The sequence below is a fragment of the Prevotella sp. khp7 genome, from assembly GCF_900109055.1.
Taxonomy (GTDB): domain Bacteria; phylum Bacteroidota; class Bacteroidia; order Bacteroidales; family Bacteroidaceae; genus Prevotella.
Map to the genome: position 1 here is coordinate 321,256 of NZ_FOIV01000001.1, position 22,945 is coordinate 344,200.

Consider the following 22,945-nt stretch of genomic DNA (forward strand, 5'->3'; position numbering starts at 1 on the left):
CTATTTTTTAACGGATTTTTTATTCTACAGTCACCGATTTTGCTAGATTTCTGGGCTGATCCACGTTCTTTCCTTTACATACAGCCACATGATAAGCCAACAGCTGTAGCGGAATCGTGGCCACCAAAGGCTCCAGACACTCCAGCACATCAGGCAACTCTATCACTTCATCAACAATCTTCGAGATCGTGTCGTCGCCTTTCGATACCAAAGCAATCACCCTACCCTGACGGGCCTTGATTTCCTGAATGTTCGAGAGAACTTTTTCGTACATCGCATTATGAGTAGCAATCACGACTACAGGCATATCCGAATCAATCAGCGCAATCGGACCATGCTTCATCTCAGCAGCGGGATAGCCTTCAGCATGAATATACGAGATTTCTTTCAGCTTCAAGGCTCCCTCAAGTGCCACAGGATAAGAATAGCCTCGTCCGAGATACAGGAAGTTGTGAGCATAGGTGAAGGTACGCGCCAGATCAGCCACTTTCTCGTTAGTCTTCAGAACCTCACGGATCTTATCGGGAATTTCACTCAGTTCCTTGACAATCTTCAGATACTCATCTCTGTGGATAGTACCCTTAGCTTCACCCATCGCCAACGCGATCATCGTCAACACAGTCACCTGACCAGTAAACGCTTTTGTCGAAGCCACACCGATCTCAGGTCCTACGTGAATATAAGTACCCGTATCTGTTGCTCTTGGGATACTGCTACCGATTGCATTACAGATACCATAGATAAATGCACCCTTCGATTTAGCCAGCTGAACGGCAGCCAGCGTATCTGCGGTTTCACCACTCTGGGAGATGGCAATCACGATATCATCTTTTGTTACAACCGGGTTTCTATATCTGAACTCGCTGGCATACTCCACTTCCACAGGAATACGACAGAGACTCTCTATAATCTGCTTACCTATCAGACCAGCATGCCAAGAGGTACCACAAGCCACGATAACGACGCGCTTAGCATTCAGAAGTTGTCTGCGATAATCGATTAATGCAGAAAGCGTTACGTGATTAGCTTCAACATTCACGCGACCACGCATACAGTTGGTCAGGCACTCGGGCTGCTCAAAGATTTCCTTCAGCATGAAGTGCGGATAACCGCCTTTCTCAATCTGTCCCAGATCGAGGTCTACGGTCTTCACCGTCAGCTCCTGCTCTTCACCAAGAATACTTACAACCTTCAGTTCCTCACCGCGACGGATGACAGCGATGTTACCATCCTCCAGATACACCACTTTATCGGTATATTCCACGATAGGACTGGCGTCGGAACCCAGGAAGAACTCATCCTCACCGATACCAACCACCAGCGGACTCTGCTTACGGGCTGCAATAATCTGATCGGGATCGCGCTTATCAAGCACAGCAATAGCGTAGGCACCGATTACCTGATAGAGAGCCACCTGGACAGCAGTCAACAAGTCGAGCTGCTTGTGCTCCTTGATATATTCTATCAGCTGCACCAATACCTCCGTATCAGTATCTGAGACGAATTTCACGCCCTTAGCCTGTAAGTTAGCCTTCAGGTCGGCATAGTTCTCAATGATACCGTTATGGATAATGGCCAGATTGTGGGATTCAGAATAATGCGGATGGGCATTCACAGAAGAAGGTTCACCATGAGTAGCCCAACGTGTATGAGCGATACCCACCGTACCGCTGACGTTTTTATCGCTGCAGTACTCGACCAGGTTGTCCACCTTTCCTTTGGTCTTATATACATTCAGAGCCGCATCGCTGTTAATCAACGCCACGCCAGCACTGTCATAGCCGCGATACTCCAATCTGCGAAGACCTTTAATAAGAATCGGGAATGCTTCCTTCTTTCCAATATAACCTACAATTCCACACATAATGGCAATTTACTTTTTGTCGTTTATAATTGTATTTTGGGTGCAAAATTACTAAAAAGCCATTTATTCACCAAGCATTTTGCATAAAAATTTAAGAAAAAGGTGACATAAAAACAAAAGACCCATCAGAATCTCTCTGACGGGCCTTCCGCGGTGCGTACGAGATTCGAACTCGTGACCTCCTGCGTGACAGGCAGGCATTCTAACCTACTGAACTAACGCACCAAACCTATGGAACGAATGAAAAAAAACTGCGGTGCGTACGAGATTCGAACTCGTGACCTCCTGCGTGACAGGCAGGCATTCTAACCTACTGAACTAACGCACCAGAAAGCACTCTTCCTTATTAGCGGGTGCAAAGGTAATGCTTTTTTCGGAACTGGCAAAACATTTTCGGGATTTTTTTGAATGAAACCCTCATTTTTTTCAAAATACCAGTTGCATAAGGGCTGCATCACGATATTCGCGGCCATCATAGAGCCAATCTTTGATCTTTACTGCTGCCACGTAGCCCATCTTCCCGAACAGACTCATCGACCCTTCGTTGCGCATATCCACGAACGCGAACAGCTGATGGAGATGGAGCACATTCAGCGCATAGTCGGCTATTTGTTGCAAAGTGCTGCTACCATAGCCTCTTCTCCGATACGCGTCGAGAATGATGAGTCCCACCTCAGCGCGACAGTTCCCCGGATCGAAGTTCACCACATCCACGATGCCCACGATCTCGCCTTCCTCGTTCTCCACCATCATCCTTACCTGGCGGTCCACATAGATATCGTCAGCAGCGTTGGCAATATAGTCGTGAAGCGTATAGCGCGAATAAGGCACGTTGCTGGCGCCCACGTTCCACAACTTCATGTCGTTCTCAATCCTGTAGAGCAGATCCAGATCCTCTGGCTCGATGGCTCTCAGCCTTACTTTGGCTTTATTATTGTTCATAAATGCAGTTTTTTACGTAAGATATCCATCAGCGCGATACCAGCCCTGAAATAGATGGCCGTCTTGATGGGGATGGTATAGAACACGCTCAGATGACTATAATGCTTTCTGAAGAAGATGAGCATGGCCTGATAGAAGATGTGTACATATCTGTAATCCGTCTTCTGTGTCGAGCGCCCTTTATAGTGCGTGATGGGATAAGGCAGATACCAGTTTTCCCAACCGCCTTTCATCAGTCGATACGACAAGTCGATATCCTCGCCATACATAAAGAAGTCCTCGTCGAGCAGGCCCACCTCGTCGAGCGCCTTTCTGCGCAGCAGACAGAACGCCCCGCTGATGACCTCTATTCTCCCAGGCTCGTCCCACGAGAGGTGACTCATATAGTAACGCCTGGTGCAGCCCATCATTTTCAGAAACGACACCCAGGGTGTGGGCAAAGCCCTTCTCGATTCCGGGGCACGGGTCCCGTCTTCATTATGCATCATCACGCCAGCCCCACCCGCTTTCGTGTGGACGTCCATAAAGTCTGTCGCCTTTCGCAGCGTATCCTCACCCACCACCGTGTCAGGATTCAGCAGCAGCACATACTCGCCCGAGGCCTGCCTGATGGCGATATTGTTGGCTCTGGCGAAGCCCACGTTCTTCTTGTTCTCGATCAGTCTCACCCAGGGGAAAGACCTCTTCACCATCGACACGCTATCGTCAGTCGAACAGTTGTCGACCACGAACACTTCCGCCTCGATTCCCTCGAGCGCCTTCTCCACACTCTGCAGACACTGCTTCAGATATGTGCTGACGTTATAGCTGACGACGACGATGCTCAGTTTCATTTCTCCTCCTCAGTAGTCTCGGCGATACAGCGGTTCATACTCGGATACACAAACGGCATACAGAGCAGCAGCATGATGCCCAGATAGCCGAAAGTAGTGTTCATATATATATAATATAATAATGTATCCGCGAGCATAGGCACTTCGATGATCAGCAGACGAATCAGTCCCCACTTCATCATGGCCGCCTCCTTGCGCGTCACCAGGTCGTCGTGAACCGTCTTAAACTTAAACAGCCTGAGCCCCAGGAAGGCAGCGCCCAGCGACACCAGTTCCATCACAAACGTCAGCAGAAACTCCGACTGCTTGTCTTCAGCCATCACGCCGCTCTCGAGCACCTCAGTCTCGAAGAGCACAATGAGCAGCAGCACCAAAGCCGCGATGCCCGCATAAACCAAAGTCAGACGCTTACTTACATTCTTCATATCCCTTTTGTTTTTGTTTTTACTTTATCTTTCTTCAAACAGCGTGCGGTTCATGATCGAGCGCCCCAGCGTCACCTCGTCGGTATACTCCAGCTCGTTGCCCACAGACACGCCTCTGGCAATCACGCTCACCTTGACGCCGAAAGCCGCCAGCTTACGATAGATGTAGAAGTTGGTCGTGTCGCCCTCCATCGTAGGACTGAGCGCCAGAATCACCTCCTTCACCTCACCCTCAGCCACACGCCTGATCAGCGAGTCGATCTCGATATCTCCGGGCCCGATGCCATCCATAGGCGAGATCACGCCCCCCAGCACATGATAGAGTCCATGAAACTGTTGTGTGTTCTCTACCGCCATCACGTCCTGGATGTTCTCTACCACACACACCGTAGCCTTGTCCCTTCTGTGATCAGCGCAAATAGGACAAACGTCAGCATCGCTGATATTGTGGCACACGCTGCAGTACTTCACCTCGTGCTTCAGCTTGCTGATAGCTTCGGAAAACTGCTCCACGTCAGAATCCTCCTGACGCAGCATCCACAGAACCAGTCTCAGCGCCGTCTTGCGCCCGATGCCTGGCAACTTGGAGAATTCGGCTACCGCCTTCTCCAGTAATTGTGACGGATATTGTTGTTGAATCATATCTCACTCAGTTCCAGCCAACGCATTGATTTCTCGTCGAGCTCATCGTTCAACAGAGGCAGGCGTTTGCTCATTCTTGTAATCTCCTCCACCGAAGTCGTTCCTCCGCAGAGTTGTTCCTCAATCTGTTTCTTTTCAGCCTCCAGGGCTTCTATGTCTTTCTCCAGCTGCTCCAGTTCGCGCTTCTCCTTAAAGCTGAGCTTACGCTTCTGTGGCTGAGCGCCCGTGGTCTGCTTGGGCTGTTTCTCAGTCTTCTCAGCCTTTGGTTCCTTAGGCTCTCTGGGCTGCAGCTGACTCCATTGTCGATACTGCGTATAGTTGCCCGGGAAGTCCTTGATGTCGCCGTTCCCGTTGAACACCAGCAGATGGTCAACCACCTTATCCATGAAGTAGCGGTCGTGGCTCACCACGATCACACACCCCGGGAAGTCCTGCAAGTATTCCTCCAGAATCTGCAGCGTCACGATGTCGAGGTCGTTCGTAGGCTCGTCGAGCACCAGGAAGTTCGGATTCCTCATCAGCACCGTACAAAGGTAGAGTTTCCTCCGTTCGCCGCCGCTCAGCTTGTACACATAGTTGTGCTGCTGCTCAGGCGTGAAGAGGAAGTGCTGCAGGAACTGCGAGGCCGAGAGATGTTTTCCGCCTCCCATGTCAATATACTCGGCAAAGTCCTTCACCACGTCAATCACCTTCTGCTGTTCGTCGAACTGCAGTCCCTCCTGCGAGAAGTAGCCGAACCTCACCGTGTCTCCGATATCGAACTTTCCGCTGTCAGGCGGCACTTGTCCGAGCAGCATCTTGATAAACGTCGACTTTCCCGTACCGTTGTTGCCCACGATACCCATCTTCTCGAATCGCGAGAAGTTATAGTAGAAGTCCTTGAGAATCGTGAGCGGCTCAGCCCCCGGGCGCTCAAACGCCTTGTTCACATACTGACACTCGAAGATCTTCGACCCGATATATACGTTTCTCGATTTCAGTCTTATCTGTCGCTCCTCGATGCGCTGCTTGGCCACCTTCTCCAGTTCGTAGAAAGCCTCCTCGCGATACCTGGCCTTATGTCCACGCGCCTGAGGCATCCTTCTCATCCACTCGAGCTCCGTGCGATACAGGTTGTTGGCCCTTGCTATCTCAGCCCTGCGGTTGTCGATACGCTCCTGACGCTTCTCCAGATAATAGCTGTAGTTGCCGCGATAGGTATAGATGGTCTGGTCGTCGAGTTCCAGAATCACCGAGCACACACGGTCGAGGAAGAAACGGTCGTGGGTCACCATCAGCAACGTCTTGTTGCCCCTGTTCAGGAAACCCTCCAGCCACTCGATCATCTCCAGATCCAGGTGGTTCGTAGGCTCGTCGAGAATCAGCAGGTCGGGGTCCGTAATCAGCACGTTGGCCAGCGCCACACGCTTCTGCTGTCCTCCGCTCAGCTGTCCCATAGGCTGGTCCAGGTCGCGAATCTTCAGCTGTGTCAGAATCTGCTTTGCCTTCAGCACCTTCTCAGGGTCGCCCTCATGATGGAAACAAGCGTCGAGCACGCTCTCGTTGGGGTCGAAGGCCGGACTCTGCTCAAGCATGCCCACCTTCAGGTCTCTTCTGAAGATGATATCCCCCGAATCATAGCCCTCCTTGCCCGAGAGCACAGACAGCAGCGTCGACTTACCCGTACCGTTCTTGGCTATCAGTCCCACTTTCTGTCCCTCGGCAATCGAGAAACAGATATCGCGAAACAGCACCAGCGAGCCGAACGACTTCGTCAGATGCTGCACGTCTAAATATGGATTTTCCTTCGCCATTTCTTTTTTATGGCACGGATTACACGGCTTTTTATAAAAAAGACACGGCTTATTTTTTTCAGAGAAAAGCTGTGTTTCTCTTAAAGAGAGCCGTGTAACCTGTGCCTGATATTACTTTTTCAGTTCTTTATTAATTTGTTCTATGTAATCCAGCACCTCGTCGCGCCCCTGCTTCTTCTCAGCCGAGGTTACGAACATCGGAGGCATCTCCTCCCACGTCTCGCTCAGCACCTTCTTATACGCCTCTACGTTCTGCATGGCCTTCGTCGCGCTCAGCTTGTCGGCCTTCGTAAACACGATGGCGAAGGGCACGCTGCTGGCTCCCAGCCACTGGATGAAGTCGAGGTCTATCTTCTGCGCCTCCAGACGTATGTCGATCAGCAGGAACACGTTCACCAGCTGCTGTCGCTGCAGGATATAGCCGTTTATCATCTGCTCCAGCTTCTGAACCTCCTTCTTCGAGCGCTTGGCGAATCCGTAGCCCGGAAGGTCCACGAGATACCATTCGTTGTTGATGATGAAGTGGTTGATGAGCAGCGTCTTACCAGGCGTGGCCGAGGTCTTGGCCAGCTTCTTGTTGTTGGTCAGCATATTGATGAGGCTCGACTTGCCCACGTTCGACCTTCCGATAAAGGCATATTCGGGCTTGTTGTCCTGAGGGCACATCGACTCCCTGGGGGCGCTCAGCGTGAATTCAGCTTTCTTAATTTCCATATCTTCCTTGTTTTGGGTGCAAAGTTAATAAAAAAAAGCGAATTTATTTGGTAGTTACCAAAATAATCCTTACCTTTGCATCGTTTTTCAAAACAGCGCTTCCGTTCGAGAAGCGTTTCCAATCAATTTTTTGGGTTTCAAATCAGAAATTATACACTCATTTTATGTATACAAAAGAAGAATTAGAATCTATGGATATACCCCAGTTGGTGGGTATAGCAGACCAGTTGGGCATCAAAGTGTCGCAGGATGACCAGATGGAAGACGTAGTCTACGCCATCCTCGACAAGGCTGCAGAAGTAAGCGCAGCAGAAGGCGATGCTCCCAAACGCAAGCGTACACGTATCGCAAAAAAAGATACCAGTAAGGTTTATACAGTCAAGGGCAACAACGGTGCCAACCTCGACGCCAATCCTCCACGCAGAAAGAAGGACGAGGCTCCCTCGCTCTTCAGCGACGCTCCCGCAGCAGCTCCCGTAGCTGAGGAAGAGAAGGCTCCCGCAGAAGAAGCCGCTCCCGCTCCAAAGCGCCGTGGTCGCCGCACCAAGGCCGAGATCGAAGCCGAGAAGGCAGCCCTCGCAGCAGCTGAGGCACAGAAGAAGGCCGAGGAGGAGGCAGCAGCAGCTCAGGCAGCAGCCCCCGAGGCTCCTGCAGAAGTTCCCGAGGCAGCAGCCCCCGACTTCTCAGACATCATCCCCGAGGCAGCCGACTTCGAGTCAGCAGAGACCGACGAAGAGGCCAGCAACGCTATCGCACAGCTCCGCGAGAAGATGTCGAACCGCAACAAAGAGCAGGAGGTCAAGCCCTCAGCAGATACCGACGAAGTCGATGAGAACGGCGTATGGCTGGGCGACCCAGGCGACGGCACCGATTTCATCACCATGATCGATATCCCCATCGAGGACCAGTCGGCCCTGCCCACCCTCGACATTTTCGATCGCCCCATGGCACAGCCCACACTGCCCATGGAAGACAAGTACGTCCGTCCTGGCGAGGCTCCCAAGTACGACTTTGGCGACCTCATCACAGGCAACGGTGTACTCGAGTGCCTCACAGACGGCTACGGCTTCCTGCGCAGCTCAGACTACAACTATCTGTCGTCGCCCGACGATATCTACGTATCACCGCAGCAGATAAAGAAATACGGTCTGAAGACTGGCGACGTCGTAGAGTGCACCGTCCGTCCTCCCCACGAGAACGAGAAGTACTTCGCCCTCTCTACAGTCAAGTCTATCAACGGCCGCAACCCTTCGGAAGTGCGCGACCGCGTATCCTTCGAGCACCTGACGCCCCTCTTCCCCGACGAGAAGTTCAACCTCTGTGGCGACCGTGCCACCTCGAACCCCTCAGTTCGCGTGGTCGACCTCTTCTCGCCAATCGGTAAGGGTCAGCGTGCGCTCATCGTGGCACAGCCCAAGACGGGTAAGACCATCCTGATGAAGGATATCGCCAACGCCATCGCTGCCAACCACCCCGAGGCTTATATCATGATGCTGCTCATCGACGAGCGCCCTGAGGAAGTAACGGATATGGCCCGCACCGTCGACGCCGAGGTCATCGCCTCTACCTTCGACGAGCCCGCCGACCGCCACGTGAAGATTGCAGGCATCGTGCTCGAGAAAGCCAAGCGCATGGTAGAGTGCGGCCACGATGTAGTCATCTTCCTCGACTCCATCACCCGTCTGGCCCGTGCCTATAACACCGTAGCCCCCGCATCAGGTAAGGTGCTCACTGGTGGTGTCGACGCCAACGCCCTTCAGAAGCCCAAGCGCTTCTTCGGTGCAGCCCGTAACATCGAGGGAGGCGGTTCGCTCACCATCATCGCCACCGCTCTGGTCGACACAGGTTCTAAGATGGACGAGGTGATCTTCGAGGAGTTCAAGGGTACTGGTAACTCAGAAATCCAGCTCAACCGTTCGCTCTCCAACAAGCGCATCTTCCCAGCTATCGACCTGGTTCAGTCGTCTACTCGTCGCGACGATCTGCTGCACGACGACACCACGCTCAACCGCATGTGGATCATCCGCAAGTTCATCGCCGAGATGAATCCTATCGAGGCCATGAACACCATCCGCGACCGCTTGGTAAACACGCGCACCAACGAAGAATTCCTGTTGTCCATGAACGGATAACCCCCGATGATAACAAAAAAAAGAGGGAGACTCAAGTTCGAGCCTCCCTTTTTTTATTCATCATATTTCTTCGAGTCCACCACGAAGTGGAACATCTCCCCGTCCACAGGAATGTCGAGAATCAGATACGTCGTCTTCACAGGTTTTATGGCGATAAAGCCCTGATGCTCCGAGCCGTCGAATATCGTGTTCGCCTTCCAGTAGCCCTCGTCGATACGCTTCAGCGCCTCGTCGTGCGCCTTCTCGAACTCGTTGGTACGATCCCGTCTGTACAGCGCGTTCTCCATCATCGTCACATCGTCCTGAGGCCCCAGCTGCTCAACGCCCGCTACGACCACCTCCGTCAGCACCATCGCCCACCAGTTTGTCCTGCTCTGCTTCTTGCGATACTGCTTTGGTGTATAGATCTTCAGCGAGTCCGTCTCCAGACGCGAGGCGTCGCCCCCGTGGTCCAGATAAGTCCCCACACGATAGCGCGTACTCTTCACCGTGTTCCCGGGAATCGCATACGCATAAGCCCTGATGTCCTTGGGCTCAAACATAATCTCGTGTCCGCTTTTGTTGATAATCGAGATGCGAGGCTCAAACAGCCCGCCCTCCGTAGGATCCACGACCACGCTCACGCCCTCGTGCGTACAGTAGAACACCTTATAGTTGTTCTTCACGTAAGTCTTGTACTCCTTGGCGTCCGTTTCAGCCATGAGGTTCAGATGGCCCATTGTCGCCATCAGGAATAGTGATAGTAAAAATCTCATAATTGGTATAAAGTTTATAATTCTGCTGCAAAGATAAGCCAAACAGCCCGCAGCAGAAAAGGATTTTCCCTAAAAGCCCGGAGGAAAATCCCTACAAACCCTTACCAGCCCAGAGGCAGCACGATGTTCTCCACCTTGTGAGCCTCGGCAAAGAGCGGAGCTATCTCCTCGTCGAGGAAGCCCGCGATGCCGCATCCCACGCGCGTCACCAGGAACGTCAGCTCAGGATGCTGTCGAGCGAAGTCGATAAACTCGTCCACATAAGGCCTGATCGTCTCCACGCTGCCCTGCATCGTAGGTATGCCGTAACTCTGTCCCTGCAGTCCAACGCCCTGTCCCCAGACAGCGCCGAACTTCCTATAAGCCATGAGCGCCGCACCACCGCCGTGCGCCCCCTCCAAGTTACTACCAAACACAAAAATCTCATTTTTCTCCAGATGCGTAATCCCCTCTGGCGTCACCCTCTGCTGTTCCATAATGATATTTTTATTTCTGCAAAAGTTTCTGATAATTAATTGTATAATCCGAGCTTGTGGGGGTACTTGTGGGGGTCTCCCCCAAGTTCGGCTGTTTGCTCCATTCATCCTTTCCCATATCACTCTATACATTTCTGCTGCAAAGATACAAAAAGATTTCAATTTAAAGAAAAAACGTCAGAATTATCCCGTCATTTATTCCGTCATTTATTCCGTCATTTATTCCGTCATTTATTCCGTCATTTATTCCGTCATTTATTCCGTCATTTATTTCGGTTACTTTTTCAGTTATTATTTCAGTTATTAGATTTTTGAATCTCCTTTACTACGACCCAGTCAGCAGGCAACCAGTCCACACTTTCCAGCAAGTCTTTGCTCAGCCACCGTGCCGCCTCATGCTCCTTCAGCGTCAGACATCCGCTCTCCACGCTGCACCAGAAGCAATGCATCGTCAGGTGAAACTTCGGGTAGTCCCACTCCACCGTTTTCACGAGTCGTTCCACCACTATTCTCGTTTCCAGTTCCTCCCATATTTCCCGTTTCAGCGCCTCCTCAGCGCTCTCCCCGGGCTCCATCTTCCCCCCGGGAAACTCCCAGCCATCCTTCATGTCGCCATATCCCCGCTGTGTGGCGAAGACCCGTCCCTCGTCATCATGTATGATGGCCGCTACTACCTCTATCCGTTTCATCTATTTATCATCCATCGAAGCTATAAAGTCGTCATAAGCGTCCCGTTCCTCTCGTGCCGCCCTGTTAGCATCGTCGTCATGCTCCCCCTTCTGTTTCTCCGTATATCTGCCACGAAATATAGCGTCCCCTTTGTATATCAGCAGAAACACGACCGCCACTATATGCATCAGAAGCACATCCCACCATGGAGTAATGCACAGCAGTATACCCACGATAAAGACATACATAATCAGATAAACCAGACAACCTACCATATCCTCTTTCAGTTTAATCGTTTCTATTCCTTTCCTCGGCGGCTTTCAGGCTCCCGCGCTCCTCTTCTGTCACGGGATACCGCTTTTCTGCGGTAGTATGATCCTGGAGCCATATCCTGTTCAAAGTAAACGCCAGCGACTCGAGCGTAGCCTCCCGTTGCGACGGTTTCAGCTCACACTCCCATACGCTGATCGAGTGCCAGCCCATCTCCGCCAGTCTGCGCTGCTGTTCCCTATCCCTTTGTTTGTTCCTTCTGATTTTCTCCACCCAGAACTCACGGTTCGACTTCGGAATCTTACAGCACTCCGAACTCTCCATCACCTCCGTGTCCACATGATGTCCGTGCCAGAAGCAGCCGTTCACGAATATGCACGTTCTGTATTTCCTCAGCACCAGGTCCGGATGTCCTGGCAGTCCTTTGTGGTTCAGCCTGTAGCGGAATCCCCTCTTCCACAGCCCCCGCCTCACAATCCATTCAGGCTTCGTGTCCTTCGCACGAATCGCCGCCATGTTCTTATGCCGTTGTTGCGGGGTTAGTTTGTCCATAGGAATACTTAAATAATAATCACTTCAAGTCCCAATTTCATCATAACATCAATAATGCACAGCATCTTGTATTTGTCCTTCGTCTGACCTGGAACTGTAAGCCAATAATTCCGTCCCACTTGAATCTGATTATTATATTTCTTGGATAGTGTTATTATGGGCTTACCCTTAAACATAAGTTCCTTGCGCAACACATTTTCTGGTCCTATTTGCCAGATAGCATCAATGAGAGTGTCAATAGGATTCTCGCCTGCTGCATATTCGCCATTTGGGAATTTCACAAGAAGCTTATCGCAGTTCTTCTTGGACTTTTGAACTGCTTTCTCATCACTAGTTATGAAATCCGATCCTAATTCCACTTCCATATTAATCCCCAATTGCGCTTTGATAGAGGTTAATTGCATAAATTTCTGACCAGTGTCACTTTGAGTATTAACATACCATCCATCGCAAACAGGTTTCATACAGTCTTTAAAACGAGGATATCTTTCTTTGCTTAATAAAGGCAAATGACAATTTTCTGTTGTTATCTTGTCAAAATACTCTGAGCCTATAGCTTTTAGTGTATCAATAAAAGTCATTGTTGCACTCTGATGACAAATTACGCTTCCGTCAGGTAGTGTAACTCTTAGCAGTTTTTTCTTGGCTCTTTGTCTTAGGTTTTCGTCCATTATTATATTTCTCCTTTATACATTTTTAGAGTATATTCGTATGATATCAACTCACCAGGCTGCATCTTGGCTTTGTAAATATCCACCATATTAGCCCCTATTGGTATGTAACGCTTAAGTCGTAACCTGAGAGCTGGCTTTCCGTCTACAGAAGTTGTCCCCACACGATCAACCTCGTAATACCCGTCTATTGATCCAGCTACCATAGGAAGGAAATAACGAATATTCATCAGGTTGATGTTTGGTATCTTTTCCATTATGTAGGAGGTAGCATTGTGATCCATGTATTTCTTGTAGTAAAAATCTGTTCTTCTAACAAATCCTGTAAGAATATTCTTCTCCTCAGGCTTCTCCTTGATGAGTCTTGGTGCATCACTGATAGCCTTAGATATTACTTTATGCGGATTATCGCCAAGCGAACATTCTACCACATAGAAATGCTTACGCAGCTCTTCCAGAAGCTGTTCATTATTAGCCACATCCGTCTTATCAAGAGCCAAAGAGTAATAGTTTGTATTCTCAAACGGCGTATACATCTTTCCAAGAATATCTTGGAAGTGAGTTCTTATATATTTCAATCCATCCTCATTTGGACGAGCAGTCATAGCATAGAACTGATAGCGCTCTTGCAGCATCTTTTGAATCTCTTCGCGGAATATCCCCCTTACTTTCTTCTTCCATGTTTCCTTCTTACTACGATTATTCAAAGCATAAAGCGAAACCACATAAAGAAAATTCACATCATAATGACATACCAAAAGCGTATCCCTGTCAAACAGACGATTACTGAACTGATCAGATGTGAAATACTTATTTTTCTTTTCTGTTAACCTGATTGTATCACGATAGCTCAAATCTTCTTCCATCGTGGCACTAATAAAGAAATTCGGAATGACATTATAACCTTCTGTCACATCATCACGCAACTTTGGCACTTCTTTAAAATGATTCCAATCGCTTTTCCAATCCTCATCATTCTCGTCGCCTTTCATAAAGAGGTTCAAGTTCCATTGAATCACATTTCTGGCATAAGTGAATTGTTTAGCTACTGACTCTTTTCCTATAGGATGATTACGTTTATAATACTTTGAATCGCCAATATAATATATAGGGATATCATCATGGGTGGCCAAGCCTTTATAGGTATAGATATGGTCAACCATTTTTCCATCTTCCTGCTTCTTCAAACCAGCAGGAACTTCACCTGTTTCACCAATCAGTTCATCTATAATAGCCTCGAAAACAATATTGAAGTTCTTAACAAGCAAATAATCCTTCTGTCCTAAATCAATCGTAACGTTTTTGGCCCTATCAAAGAAAGCATAGCAAAGATGCCACAATTGCAGAGCTTTATCAGAAAAATATTTATACTTTATTTGTTGAAGCCTTATTTTTCCATACCCGTTTACATAGTTTAAGAACTTACGTCCCCTAATCAACTCATAGTTACAATTGATGTTGACAGGGAATCCATAGCGTTCATTAATATAATTCAGAATTGAGAAGAATATTACAAGCAGCTCTTCGTCAAAGTTTATCTGACGCTTCTTGTTTACAGGATTCACATATATGGCACTATTATCCTGCACCACGGCGTTTGTTCGAACAATCGTGCGAGTCCAATTAATCTTATTGAAGCCAGCATGCATATTCTTGATTATATACATAAAGAATTGCTGGTTGTCTTCATTAAACTGGATCATAGACAGCAGGATATCAAGGAAGGTATTGTTACGCTGTTTTCGTCCCTTGTTTACCTGAGCCATTTTCCTATGATACACGATGCTAGAGTCGTTTCGCTTATCGTTATAGAACACCACCACTGCGCGATAAATCCACACAGAGAAATCATAGATAAAGTTCTTCTGTTCCTCTGTCAGCGGCGAATCCTCGTTTATGCAGATAATGTCCTCGGGACGATATTGCCCAAATACCAACTCACGTCCGTCTTTAACTTCGAGTAGCACTTTAGGAAGAATAAAAACACAATCATAAACGTCAGGATGGTTATTGAAATAATAACCAACGTAATTGACGCTTACTTCACCCTCAATGTTTTCCAGTGCATCAATGCCATGGATTGTATCCCTCACATCTTGGGCTTGATATCTATATTCCTCTATCAGTATACGCATAGGTTAGCTTTTTCTGTCCCAAACATCAAACTTCTCAACAGTCCATCCTTGAGTTTTGGCAAAATTTATGATATTCCCAATATTAATAACTGTCCATTGCTTATAAATTCTGAACGAAACTCCGTCAGATGATGTATATAAGTCTGGTGTGTAATAACGCTCATAACTATCTAATGCTTTATCGGCTTCTACAATCAATCCTCTGCTACCTATGTTTCCCAACATACTATCAGGGAAAGTATTCTTTATCTCCTGGAAAGTAAAATTCTGATGTTCCTTTAGATACTTTGAAACTATAGTTAAACCCAATTCTGACTTCCCTTTTGGGTCAGAACCATTAAACGAATATCTGTCATAATTGTTTCCGTCTCCTTCGGCTTCGTCCTCTACACCTTCAAAAGTAGAATCAATCGCCAAAGGGGGGACACCAAGGTTCTTCAAAAAGACTTCAACCTTATCCTCCTTGATTACAGCTTTACCTAAAGCATCTGTATCATAGAATTTGCTGAAAGTCAGTTCCTCATCACCATCACTAAACACGCTGGCCACATCCTGATCCTTAAACACATCATTCCAAAGATAGAACACCACCTTCGAAACAAATGTCTCAGCGTCTATCACGCCATCGTGAGCCTTACAGAAGAAGTAACCTAACTTCTTATCCTCAGACTTTGTCTGCTCATCAATTTCGTGATTTATTTTCTCCAAGAAGGTCCACCAATCATATTCTTTTCCTACTACCTTCAACTTGTAACCAAGTTTTTCACCATTTTCGTTTACGCCTTCGCAAATTGGTACATATTTCCAATCCCAGCGACGCTTGAATGCGGAGTCAATCGGGAACAGGCTCTGGTCGCTTGTATTCATTGTTGCCCATATATAGAGGTTATTAGGCAGCAACAAGATATCACCACTAATGACACCATTTACAACATCCCTGTCGTAGATGCCATTGATACTCTCCGCATCAGAAACAATTATACCATTAAAGGCTTTAGCCAATTGCTTCTTCATATCCTTGTCAGCAGTGATAGGATAATCAGAGAATCCGAATCTATTTCTATCCAGCAACTGGAACAGATCACCGAATATCTGCGCACAATTGCCACGATTAATCTCTTCAATTACCAGGAATTGCTCAGTAGGTTCGCCAGACTCTGCCGCTGCGTATGCTTTCCAAGCCTTAATATATGCTTGTAAGAAAGCCTGTTCTACAAACTCATATACTATTCTGTTTTCTGTAACCTGCTTACCATTCTCTATGATAACCTTACCAGTTACATCTCTTACAGGAACTTCTACCGATGTTGGTTTATAAGCTCCAACAAAAGTAGAATAATCACTATCTGGATGGAACGTTGTACGAATAACCTCCTTATTCTTAGTTAACCGATTAATCTCGAATGACTTACCAGTTCCTGGAGCACCGTAGAAAATCTGCTGTAGAGGCTTTTGTATTCCTTGAATTGGTAACTTTTCATTATTAAAGTTATCAAAGAATGCCTTTCTGTCACTTCTGTCCATATTCTTAAACACTATATTAGGATTTACGTTTGTAACATTTAAAGTACCATCTTTTGCAAAAGATAAAACACGAGAATAATTATTAATATAATTTCGAATTATATCATCATTATTTTTAGCAGACTCATGAAAACAATATTCATAAGCATCTTTATAAGTACATGCCGGGTTTTTCAGTGTATACTCATACAGTTCTTTAAGGAAATATGTAGGGCAGTTTAAATCCTTAAAGCCATCTTTTCTAGTATAAGGATTGGGGATATAGTATCTCGGAAGCCAAAAGAACAAATACTCTTCGGCTTCTCTTTCATTAATATCATGATCAAAACGTGGATAATATAAGCCATCTTCAGATTCACAATACAACCCGAGTTGACATGCGAGTTGATATGGAGTTCTAAAAAAGTCTCCGCCCCACTTTTTTGCCATATAACTGCGAAACCTATCTATTGGCATCTTAATGTGAGGAAGTGAATTAGCCAATTCCACCACTGTTTGAGGAGTTCCATTTCTCCATCTACATATTGCATCAGCCATACATTTACTATTTTAAAACATATTTACGATGATACTCCAAATATGATTGCCGCTTAGGCGTCAAATGCAAGTCTTCAACTTTATACGAGAAATCAATTCTTTTCCTATTCGCAGTTGATAGCCAATCCGAAACTATCAACATACCGTTATTATCAAACGAGATCAATCCTCTATCAAACAACTTATCATATAAAGGAGACAATAGTAGTCCATTATTCGAATCAATTTTTTCTTTCGGTTCAGATATTGACCAAGGCTTAATATGGCTAGCAATTAACAATTTTGCATCATCAATTTGAGTAAAGGGGCAATGTCCAAATAAGGCATAAAGATCTTGACGATACTTTGTTTGACCGTCTCTTTTTGTGCCTTTAATTTTAGATTTTATTTTTTTACCATAATTTTTTGCCGCATATTGCTGCTCTGCCATTTGAGTAAAATCAGTAAAAAGTTTCCAATAAAATAGATATTCCTCCTTTTCCTCATCCAATAGCTTCATTACAGAAATATATGACACAAATGGCAATGAAATATTTCTTATTATCCCATATCCACCCTTCAATGCACTAGACGTTGTTTTTACATATCCCCTATTACCTTCAATTTGATCTTGGTCTTTTACAACGAATTTCAAAACTGACGGCAATTTATTTATCATATCCAACCTACTTCTCCACAATGGAAACATATTACCTTTTTTACAAATGCCCCGATATTTTATTGAAGGATGCGTATATTCATGTTTAATTGTCTCCATATACTTCAACAGATCATCCTTCATAATGACGCACTCAACTTCAAAGCCTGCTTTTTCACTAGCACCCGTAAAAAACTCTCTCATATGATCTTTCGATCCCATATATAGTTTCGCTTCGCCGTTTCCACGACATGTTTTATTAGCAGGCACGACATAAGAATCAGGGACCGTTACTGACAAATCGTAGACATCAACAACTTTATAAGTTCTACCATCAATAATCATGACATTACACCATATTTAGTTATATCCATTTTTTTTAGAATTGCCATTAAAACATCGACAATAATACTATTGCCTGCCTGTTTATAGGTTTCAGTATCAGAGACTACAATTTTGAAAGAATCGTCAAAGCCCATCATCCTCAGACATTCCCTCGGTGTGAACTTTCTAAATCTTCCGTAGTTAACATCAATATCACTTAATGACATTTTTTCCATACATGCCTCATTTTTAGTGAGGCTCTTTAAAGCATACAATTCAGGTCTATGCATTATATAATAATTCTCTTCGTAATCTGCTACTCTATACAAGTGTTCATCCTGTTCAGGAGTCAATGTATCTGACTTCAATTTTGGATGAAAAACAAAATCACCATGCCAGTTAAACTGTTGATTTCTCTTTTGGCAAAGCATAATATCACCATTCACCTGTGTATAACTTTTTTGGTGGTTTACGCTACGCGTAATGAAATTAACCCCTTTTTGCTTCAACAGATATTTTGGATCAAATGATTTCTGCAGGAAGTCATATACTGATTTTTTCAATGCAATAGGTGCTGGATATTTAAAATCAGTTTCTTCTCTAAACCCTATACAATAAAGCCTCTCACGACTCTGTGGTATACCATAATCCTTTCCATTTAAAACTTGGAAATATACATCATAGCCACAATACTCTTCAAAAGTATTCTTAATTACCTGCCATGTTCTACCCTTATCGTGGCTAAGCATACCTTTCACGTTCTCGAAGATAAAAACTTTGGGTTGACACTCTTTAACAATCCTAGCAAACTCTCTAAACAGCGTACCACGAGTATCTTCAAAGCCACCATGTTTCCCACGAAGTGAGAATGCCTGACATGGCGCGCCGCCAACAAACAAATCAATTTCACCTTTGTACTTTTTAGCATCAAAGTCGTGAACATCTGTATGCCATCTATCTTCCGTAATAGGATAATTTGCGAAGTAAGCCTCCTTACAATTCGCATCAATATCTCCAGCAAATTTTATTTGGCAATTTAAGCCCAAACGACAGAAAGATTGTTCAATTGCACCAATTCCGCTAAATGAAGTGCCAAGCCTTATGGTTCTCTCTGGATGAGAGAATTTCATTGTTCGCCAATCATTAGCAACGTCAATATTGGCCTTTGTGTTTTGTATATCTGAATATTTATTTACCATTTATATGCCATACTTTGTAACGTCCATCTGCTTTAACAAAGCAATTAGAACGTCGACTACAATACTATTACCCGCCTCCATATATGCAGCGGTATTACTTACCACCTGTTTGAAATCATCTTTAAATCCCATTAAACGGAAACACTCTCTAGGAGTTAATTTACGCAAGCCATCAATACCTTTAGCCTTATTATAGGTGACATAATTGTCGACACCGGCTCTGTGCATCTTATGCATTGAATGCAACAGTGGTCTAGCAATTTCCAGGTCTGTCTTAATAGGAGTTTTGAACGTTTTGGTTCCTGGGCACAAAACGTACTTTGCAACCTTCTCTGAAAGATAATACTTATCCTCAACTTCACGGACTGGGAATACAAAATCATTAAAGCGTTCCTTCTCTGGATGTATCCGCAATTCTTTAAGGTGTTTTTTATCACCACTCAGATATTTTGCATTCTTATCTGAATCATAATAATCTGAGTCAGTATAGTCTTCAAGGAAATCGTACATCTTATATTTCAGAGGTATTGGGGCTGGATATTTAAACTCCGTCTCTTCACGGAAACCCATACAATATAGTCTCTCTCTCGTTTGGGGTATTCCATAATCTCTTGCATTAAGCAATTGAAAGTGAACGTCATAGCCACAATAATCTTTAAATGTATTGTAAACTACTTCCCAGGTCCTGCCTTGGTCATGCTTAAACAAGCCTTGTACATTTTCAAAAATAAACACTTTGGGCTGGCATTCTTTAACTATACGAGCAAACTCTCTAAAAAGAGTACCACGCGTATCTTCGAAACCACGTTGTTCACCTACAATAGAAAACGCCTGACAAGGCGCACCACCTACAAACAAATCAACTTTACCTTTATATTGGGTTGCATCTAATTCGTGAATATCCGTATGCCATTGGTTCTCCCTAATAGTATAATTTGCAAAATAGGACTTTTTACAATTAGCATCTATATCTCCAGCAAAAACAATCTTCGTATTTATTCCTAACCTTTTTAGTGCATACTCAATTGCTCCTATGCCACTAAATGAAGTAGCCAAGCGTATTGTAGCATCAGGTCGAGAGAATTCACGATCAACCCATGAAATTCCTTCTTTATCAATATTCTCTTCTGTATTCTGTATATTTAAATCTGTCATTATTCTATTATTCAAATCCTAATTCTTTAGCCTTCTCCACAATTTTCAATGCAGTTTGAGCTTGTTTCAATGATGTGATGCCACGATTACGCGACTTCATTGTACCAAAATTAAATGCAGCTTTACGTTCTATAGGTGTAAGCTGATTGTTTTTCTTCGCCCAATTAGCCAATTCAAACCAATAATTGGGTTCTATAGCTTCGGCTTCCTTTATACGACTCTGCTGGGTTTCGTTCAAATAAGATCCGTCATCATTGGTATCAGGCTGCATCAGATCATCATCAAACTTGTCAATCTCACCCAACTTGACTTTTAGCTTGCTCCAGCAATCTGCTTTCTTAGTCCATTCACCCACATTTGACGACTGGTTACCGCCAGTTGCTCCTCCTGTAATATGCTCCCATACCATTGGAATTAATGATTCAACTTTTGAAAGCACCTCGTTCTGTATCTTCTGATTCTCCCAAATATAAGTTAAATCAAGATTACCTTTCGATAGAAAAGAGATTGCAGACATAAGATAAGCATTCATATTAGCCTTATAACCACCAAGGTTCTGAGCCTTTACAATACTATCAATGGCATTAAAAAGAATACCTTTCGCAATTATTTTTTTGTAATAAACTGCAGAGATTGTTGGCTTCTCGCGCTTTATCTCTGCCACGAATGACTTGTAATTCTTTTCAGCTCCCCAACAAACTTCATAAGGTCTTTGCTTCCATGCTACTTCGTATTTAGCAATATCAGTTTTAGTTATCTTCTGCTTCTTGGGATATTCTATCTTAAAGCTCTTCTCATCAAAGCCATTAAGCTGAGCCAGTTGGTCAAGATACTGACCACGGGTACGCTCAAAATACCACTTGCAGAATGGTTTGTTATTACCATTAGGAACCCACTCTGAGCGACTGAATCTCTCAAGGTCAACCAAATACGGATCGTTTGCGGAGAAATCAGAGTTTTTAATTGCAGTCTGACTATTAGCCGAAATAGAGATTGATTTTATAAGTTCTGAATCATGCTCTGAATCGCGAATAACACTGATTTTCATAGGAACAAAAACCTTGCTAAGATCCACTTCCTTATCATTTAAGGATGCAGCTATTGAGGCTGTTGTCTGTCCCCCGTTTACTATCTGCCAGTCAAAAAGACGGGTTATATATAACATACCGTCTCTTTCTTTTGTCTCTATATCACTAGCTGTGGTAGAAATACCATTGTTATACGAGAAGAACATATCTGGTTTTTCACGTAATGTTTTACGTATCTCCTTATTAACCTTACCCTTAAACTGAAGGAAGGTTCGCACATTCTTTTCAAGTAAAACCTGCTGATATTGCTTGTATATCTTAGCCAAAGTAATACCAGGGATAATGGCAAGGTAGGCATCAACAAACAAATTCTGCTCGCTCATCTTTAAGCATTGTAACTCTGTGTTGTATGTAGTTGGGAAATCAATCTCAACTTTCTCCTTACCAGCGCGAATATTGTGCTGCTGGTAAACACGCTGCATATCCCAAACATTATACTCAATCACATAATCCAGGTCGTCACTCTCTACGGCTGCAGGCACAGCAGAAGGGTCAGTAAGTCCATCTGTAATTACGTAAATACGCAATTGATTAATCTGACCTTTTGTACTTTGAACCAGTTTTGCGACTTCTACTATTTCGTCACTTGGAGCAACATCATCGTTCTTAAACAACTGTCCGTTCATCGCTTCGCGATAAAATGACATCAGATAGTTAAAGCCTTTATGTATCTCGTTATTATTTACTTTGCCTAACAAGGTATTGGCTTTTATAAGATAAAACAAATCGAGCGATTCAGCCTCATCATTATAATCGTAAGCAGTGATTCTACTACGGGTTTTCTGGAATGAACAAATCTCTGGGGCATTCACCTCACCATTGTCTTCCATATATTCCAAGATACTTGTTGCTAGCTCTTGGTCGTAATCACTGCCAGTCATCTCCACTGACATGTTTACATTATCGATTAGCTCTTGCGCAAACTCTTTTATATCCATATCATTAGTTCTTAATTATTGCTCAGAGAAAAAACACCCTCCCAAGATTTCTCTTAGAAGGGCGTGAAAAGATAGATTGATGAGAAGCAGGGCCTACCACAGCCGCAACAGACAACAACCATTCAGTCCACGCCCATTATGGAGAGCGCGAACACCCGTTGCCTTGTCTGACTGATGCTATTTGCTGAGGTGGTAGTTCTGCTTCTTCAGCCTAGTCAAGGATGCTCAAGACTCGATTTTTCTAATTCCTCATATTTGTTTTTTCTTAATTTAATTATTGATGCTTGCAAAGGTAGCGATTATTATTGAAACCGCCAAATATTTGGGCATTGGATTTGAAAAATGTAAAAAGAGGGTGTTTTCACACCTTCTGGGTTACTTATGATGGTTCTCGATACCTGTAATCATTTTATGGCATCATCGGTGTTACATTTCTTCCTTCTCCTCGGCTTGATCTTTCTTGGCGCGGACTTCCTTTATGCCTTTAAGAACGGTTTTGAGTAAATCTACAAACTCACTACGAGATAGTTCGCTTACCTTCTTGTTCATAATACTATTCCATTTCTCGCCGTACTTATTAGACAATTCTTCTGTCAGCTCGTCGATATTGCGACGGTCGATTGAATTTTTCTTTTCCATTTTATTTTTAATTTAATTATTGATGCTTGCA

The 22,945-nt window shown here is 44.9% G+C and carries 20 protein-coding genes, 2 tRNA genes and 1 pseudogene; 1 reads left to right on the forward strand and 22 read right to left on the reverse strand.

Going from position 1 to position 22,945, the window contains the following annotated elements; genetic code table 11:
* Window positions 1-19: 19 nt before the first annotated feature.
* The 9 genes and pseudogenes from glmS to yihA all read right to left on the reverse strand — a co-directional run bounded on the left by glmS (window position 20) and on the right by yihA (window position 7,213).
* Complete coding sequence (gene glmS, locus BMX82_RS01360) at window positions 20-1,864, reverse strand: glutamine--fructose-6-phosphate transaminase (isomerizing) (protein ID WP_091765398.1); 1,845 nt, start codon at window positions 1,862-1,864, stop codon at window positions 20-22.
* Between the two features lie 151 nt (window positions 1,865-2,015).
* Window positions 2,016-2,089, reverse strand: a tRNA-Asp gene (locus BMX82_RS01365).
* Between the two features lie 29 nt (window positions 2,090-2,118).
* Window positions 2,119-2,192: transfer RNA gene (locus BMX82_RS01370), tRNA-Asp, on the reverse strand.
* A 98-nt stretch (window positions 2,193-2,290) separates the two neighbouring features.
* Window positions 2,291-2,806 carry a GNAT family N-acetyltransferase gene (locus tag BMX82_RS01375; protein WP_091765401.1) on the reverse strand — a complete coding sequence of 172 codons (516 nt, stop codon included), beginning with the start codon at window positions 2,804-2,806 and terminating at the stop codon, window positions 2,291-2,293.
* 8 nt (window positions 2,807-2,814) lie between these two features.
* Window positions 2,815-3,639 (reverse strand): annotated as a pseudogene (locus tag BMX82_RS01380) (glycosyltransferase family 2 protein); the annotation flags it as partial.
* Window positions 3,636-4,064, reverse strand: a complete 429-nt coding sequence (locus BMX82_RS01385; protein WP_255396521.1) for a hypothetical protein — start codon at window positions 4,062-4,064, stop codon at window positions 3,636-3,638. The pseudogene BMX82_RS01380 and the gene BMX82_RS01385, both read right to left, overlap by 4 nt.
* A gap of 24 nt (window positions 4,065-4,088) precedes the next feature.
* Window positions 4,089-4,703: a recombination mediator RecR gene (gene recR / locus BMX82_RS01390; protein WP_091766206.1), complete on the reverse strand. Its 615-nt coding sequence runs from the start codon at window positions 4,701-4,703 to the stop codon at window positions 4,089-4,091.
* The gene (gene abc-f, locus BMX82_RS01395) at window positions 4,703-6,499 is read right to left on the reverse strand and encodes a ribosomal protection-like ABC-F family protein (RefSeq protein ID WP_091765407.1); all 1,797 of its coding nucleotides are present in this window, start codon (window positions 6,497-6,499) and stop codon (window positions 4,703-4,705) included. The genes recR and abc-f overlap by 1 nt, the downstream gene beginning before the upstream one ends.
* Window positions 6,500-6,610: 111 nt before the next feature.
* Window positions 6,611-7,213: a ribosome biogenesis GTP-binding protein YihA/YsxC gene (gene yihA / locus BMX82_RS01400; protein ID WP_091765410.1), complete on the reverse strand. Its 603-nt coding sequence runs from the start codon at window positions 7,211-7,213 to the stop codon at window positions 6,611-6,613.
* A gap of 164 nt (window positions 7,214-7,377) precedes the next feature.
* Here yihA and rho point away from each other — a divergent pair, with 164 nt between their 5' ends.
* On the forward strand, window positions 7,378-9,345 hold the full coding sequence (gene rho / locus BMX82_RS01405) for a transcription termination factor Rho (RefSeq protein ID WP_091765413.1): 1,968 nt from the start codon (window positions 7,378-7,380) through the stop codon (window positions 9,343-9,345).
* A 53-nt stretch (window positions 9,346-9,398) separates the two neighbouring features.
* Here rho and BMX82_RS01410 read toward each other — a convergent pair whose 3' ends face one another.
* From BMX82_RS01410 to BMX82_RS01470, 13 genes are all read right to left on the reverse strand, one after another.
* On the reverse strand, window positions 9,399-10,100 hold the full coding sequence (locus BMX82_RS01410) for a hypothetical protein (RefSeq protein WP_143058287.1): 702 nt from the start codon (window positions 10,098-10,100) through the stop codon (window positions 9,399-9,401).
* A gap of 101 nt (window positions 10,101-10,201) precedes the next feature.
* Window positions 10,202-10,576 carry an A1S_2505 family phage non-structural protein gene (locus tag BMX82_RS01415; RefSeq protein ID WP_036912413.1) on the reverse strand — a complete coding sequence of 125 codons (375 nt, stop codon included), beginning with the start codon at window positions 10,574-10,576 and terminating at the stop codon, window positions 10,202-10,204.
* Between the two features lie 296 nt (window positions 10,577-10,872).
* Window positions 10,873-11,265 (reverse strand): (deoxy)nucleoside triphosphate pyrophosphohydrolase, encoded by a 393-nt coding sequence (locus tag BMX82_RS01425; protein WP_091765422.1) that lies wholly within the window; start codon window positions 11,263-11,265, stop codon window positions 10,873-10,875.
* Complete coding sequence (locus tag BMX82_RS12845; protein ID WP_143058288.1) at window positions 11,266-11,520, reverse strand: hypothetical protein; 255 nt, start codon at window positions 11,518-11,520, stop codon at window positions 11,266-11,268.
* Window positions 11,521-11,533: 13 nt separating this feature from the next.
* Window positions 11,534-12,067: a very short patch repair endonuclease gene (locus BMX82_RS01430; RefSeq protein ID WP_091765425.1), complete on the reverse strand. Its 534-nt coding sequence runs from the start codon at window positions 12,065-12,067 to the stop codon at window positions 11,534-11,536.
* A gap of 8 nt (window positions 12,068-12,075) precedes the next feature.
* Window positions 12,076-12,738 (reverse strand): hypothetical protein, encoded by a 663-nt coding sequence (locus tag BMX82_RS01435; protein WP_091765428.1) that lies wholly within the window; start codon window positions 12,736-12,738, stop codon window positions 12,076-12,078.
* Window positions 12,739-12,740: 2 nt separating this feature from the next.
* On the reverse strand, window positions 12,741-14,873 hold the full coding sequence (locus BMX82_RS01440; protein ID WP_091765431.1) for an LlaJI family restriction endonuclease: 2,133 nt from the start codon (window positions 14,871-14,873) through the stop codon (window positions 12,741-12,743).
* Between the two features lie 3 nt (window positions 14,874-14,876).
* The gene (locus tag BMX82_RS01445; RefSeq protein WP_255396522.1) at window positions 14,877-16,934 is read right to left on the reverse strand and encodes an AAA family ATPase; all 2,058 of its coding nucleotides are present in this window, start codon (window positions 16,932-16,934) and stop codon (window positions 14,877-14,879) included.
* 7 nt (window positions 16,935-16,941) lie between these two features.
* A complete protein-coding gene (locus BMX82_RS01450; RefSeq protein ID WP_091765434.1) occupies window positions 16,942-17,916 on the reverse strand; it encodes an HNH endonuclease in 975 nt (324 codons plus the stop codon).
* Window positions 17,913-19,094 carry a DNA cytosine methyltransferase gene (locus BMX82_RS01455; RefSeq protein ID WP_091765436.1) on the reverse strand — a complete coding sequence of 394 codons (1,182 nt, stop codon included), beginning with the start codon at window positions 19,092-19,094 and terminating at the stop codon, window positions 17,913-17,915. Before BMX82_RS01455 ends, BMX82_RS01450 begins: the two co-directional genes overlap by 4 nt.
* Entirely contained in the window at window positions 19,095-20,249 is a 1,155-nt protein-coding gene (locus tag BMX82_RS01460) for a DNA cytosine methyltransferase (protein WP_091765439.1), read from the reverse strand. It lies immediately after the preceding gene.
* Between the two features lie 7 nt (window positions 20,250-20,256).
* Complete coding sequence (locus tag BMX82_RS01465) at window positions 20,257-22,275, reverse strand: AIPR family protein (RefSeq protein ID WP_091765442.1); 2,019 nt, start codon at window positions 22,273-22,275, stop codon at window positions 20,257-20,259.
* 426 nt (window positions 22,276-22,701) lie between these two features.
* Window positions 22,702-22,914, reverse strand: a complete 213-nt coding sequence (locus tag BMX82_RS01470) for a hypothetical protein (protein ID WP_091765445.1) — start codon at window positions 22,912-22,914, stop codon at window positions 22,702-22,704.
* Window positions 22,915-22,945: the final 31 nt, after the last annotated feature.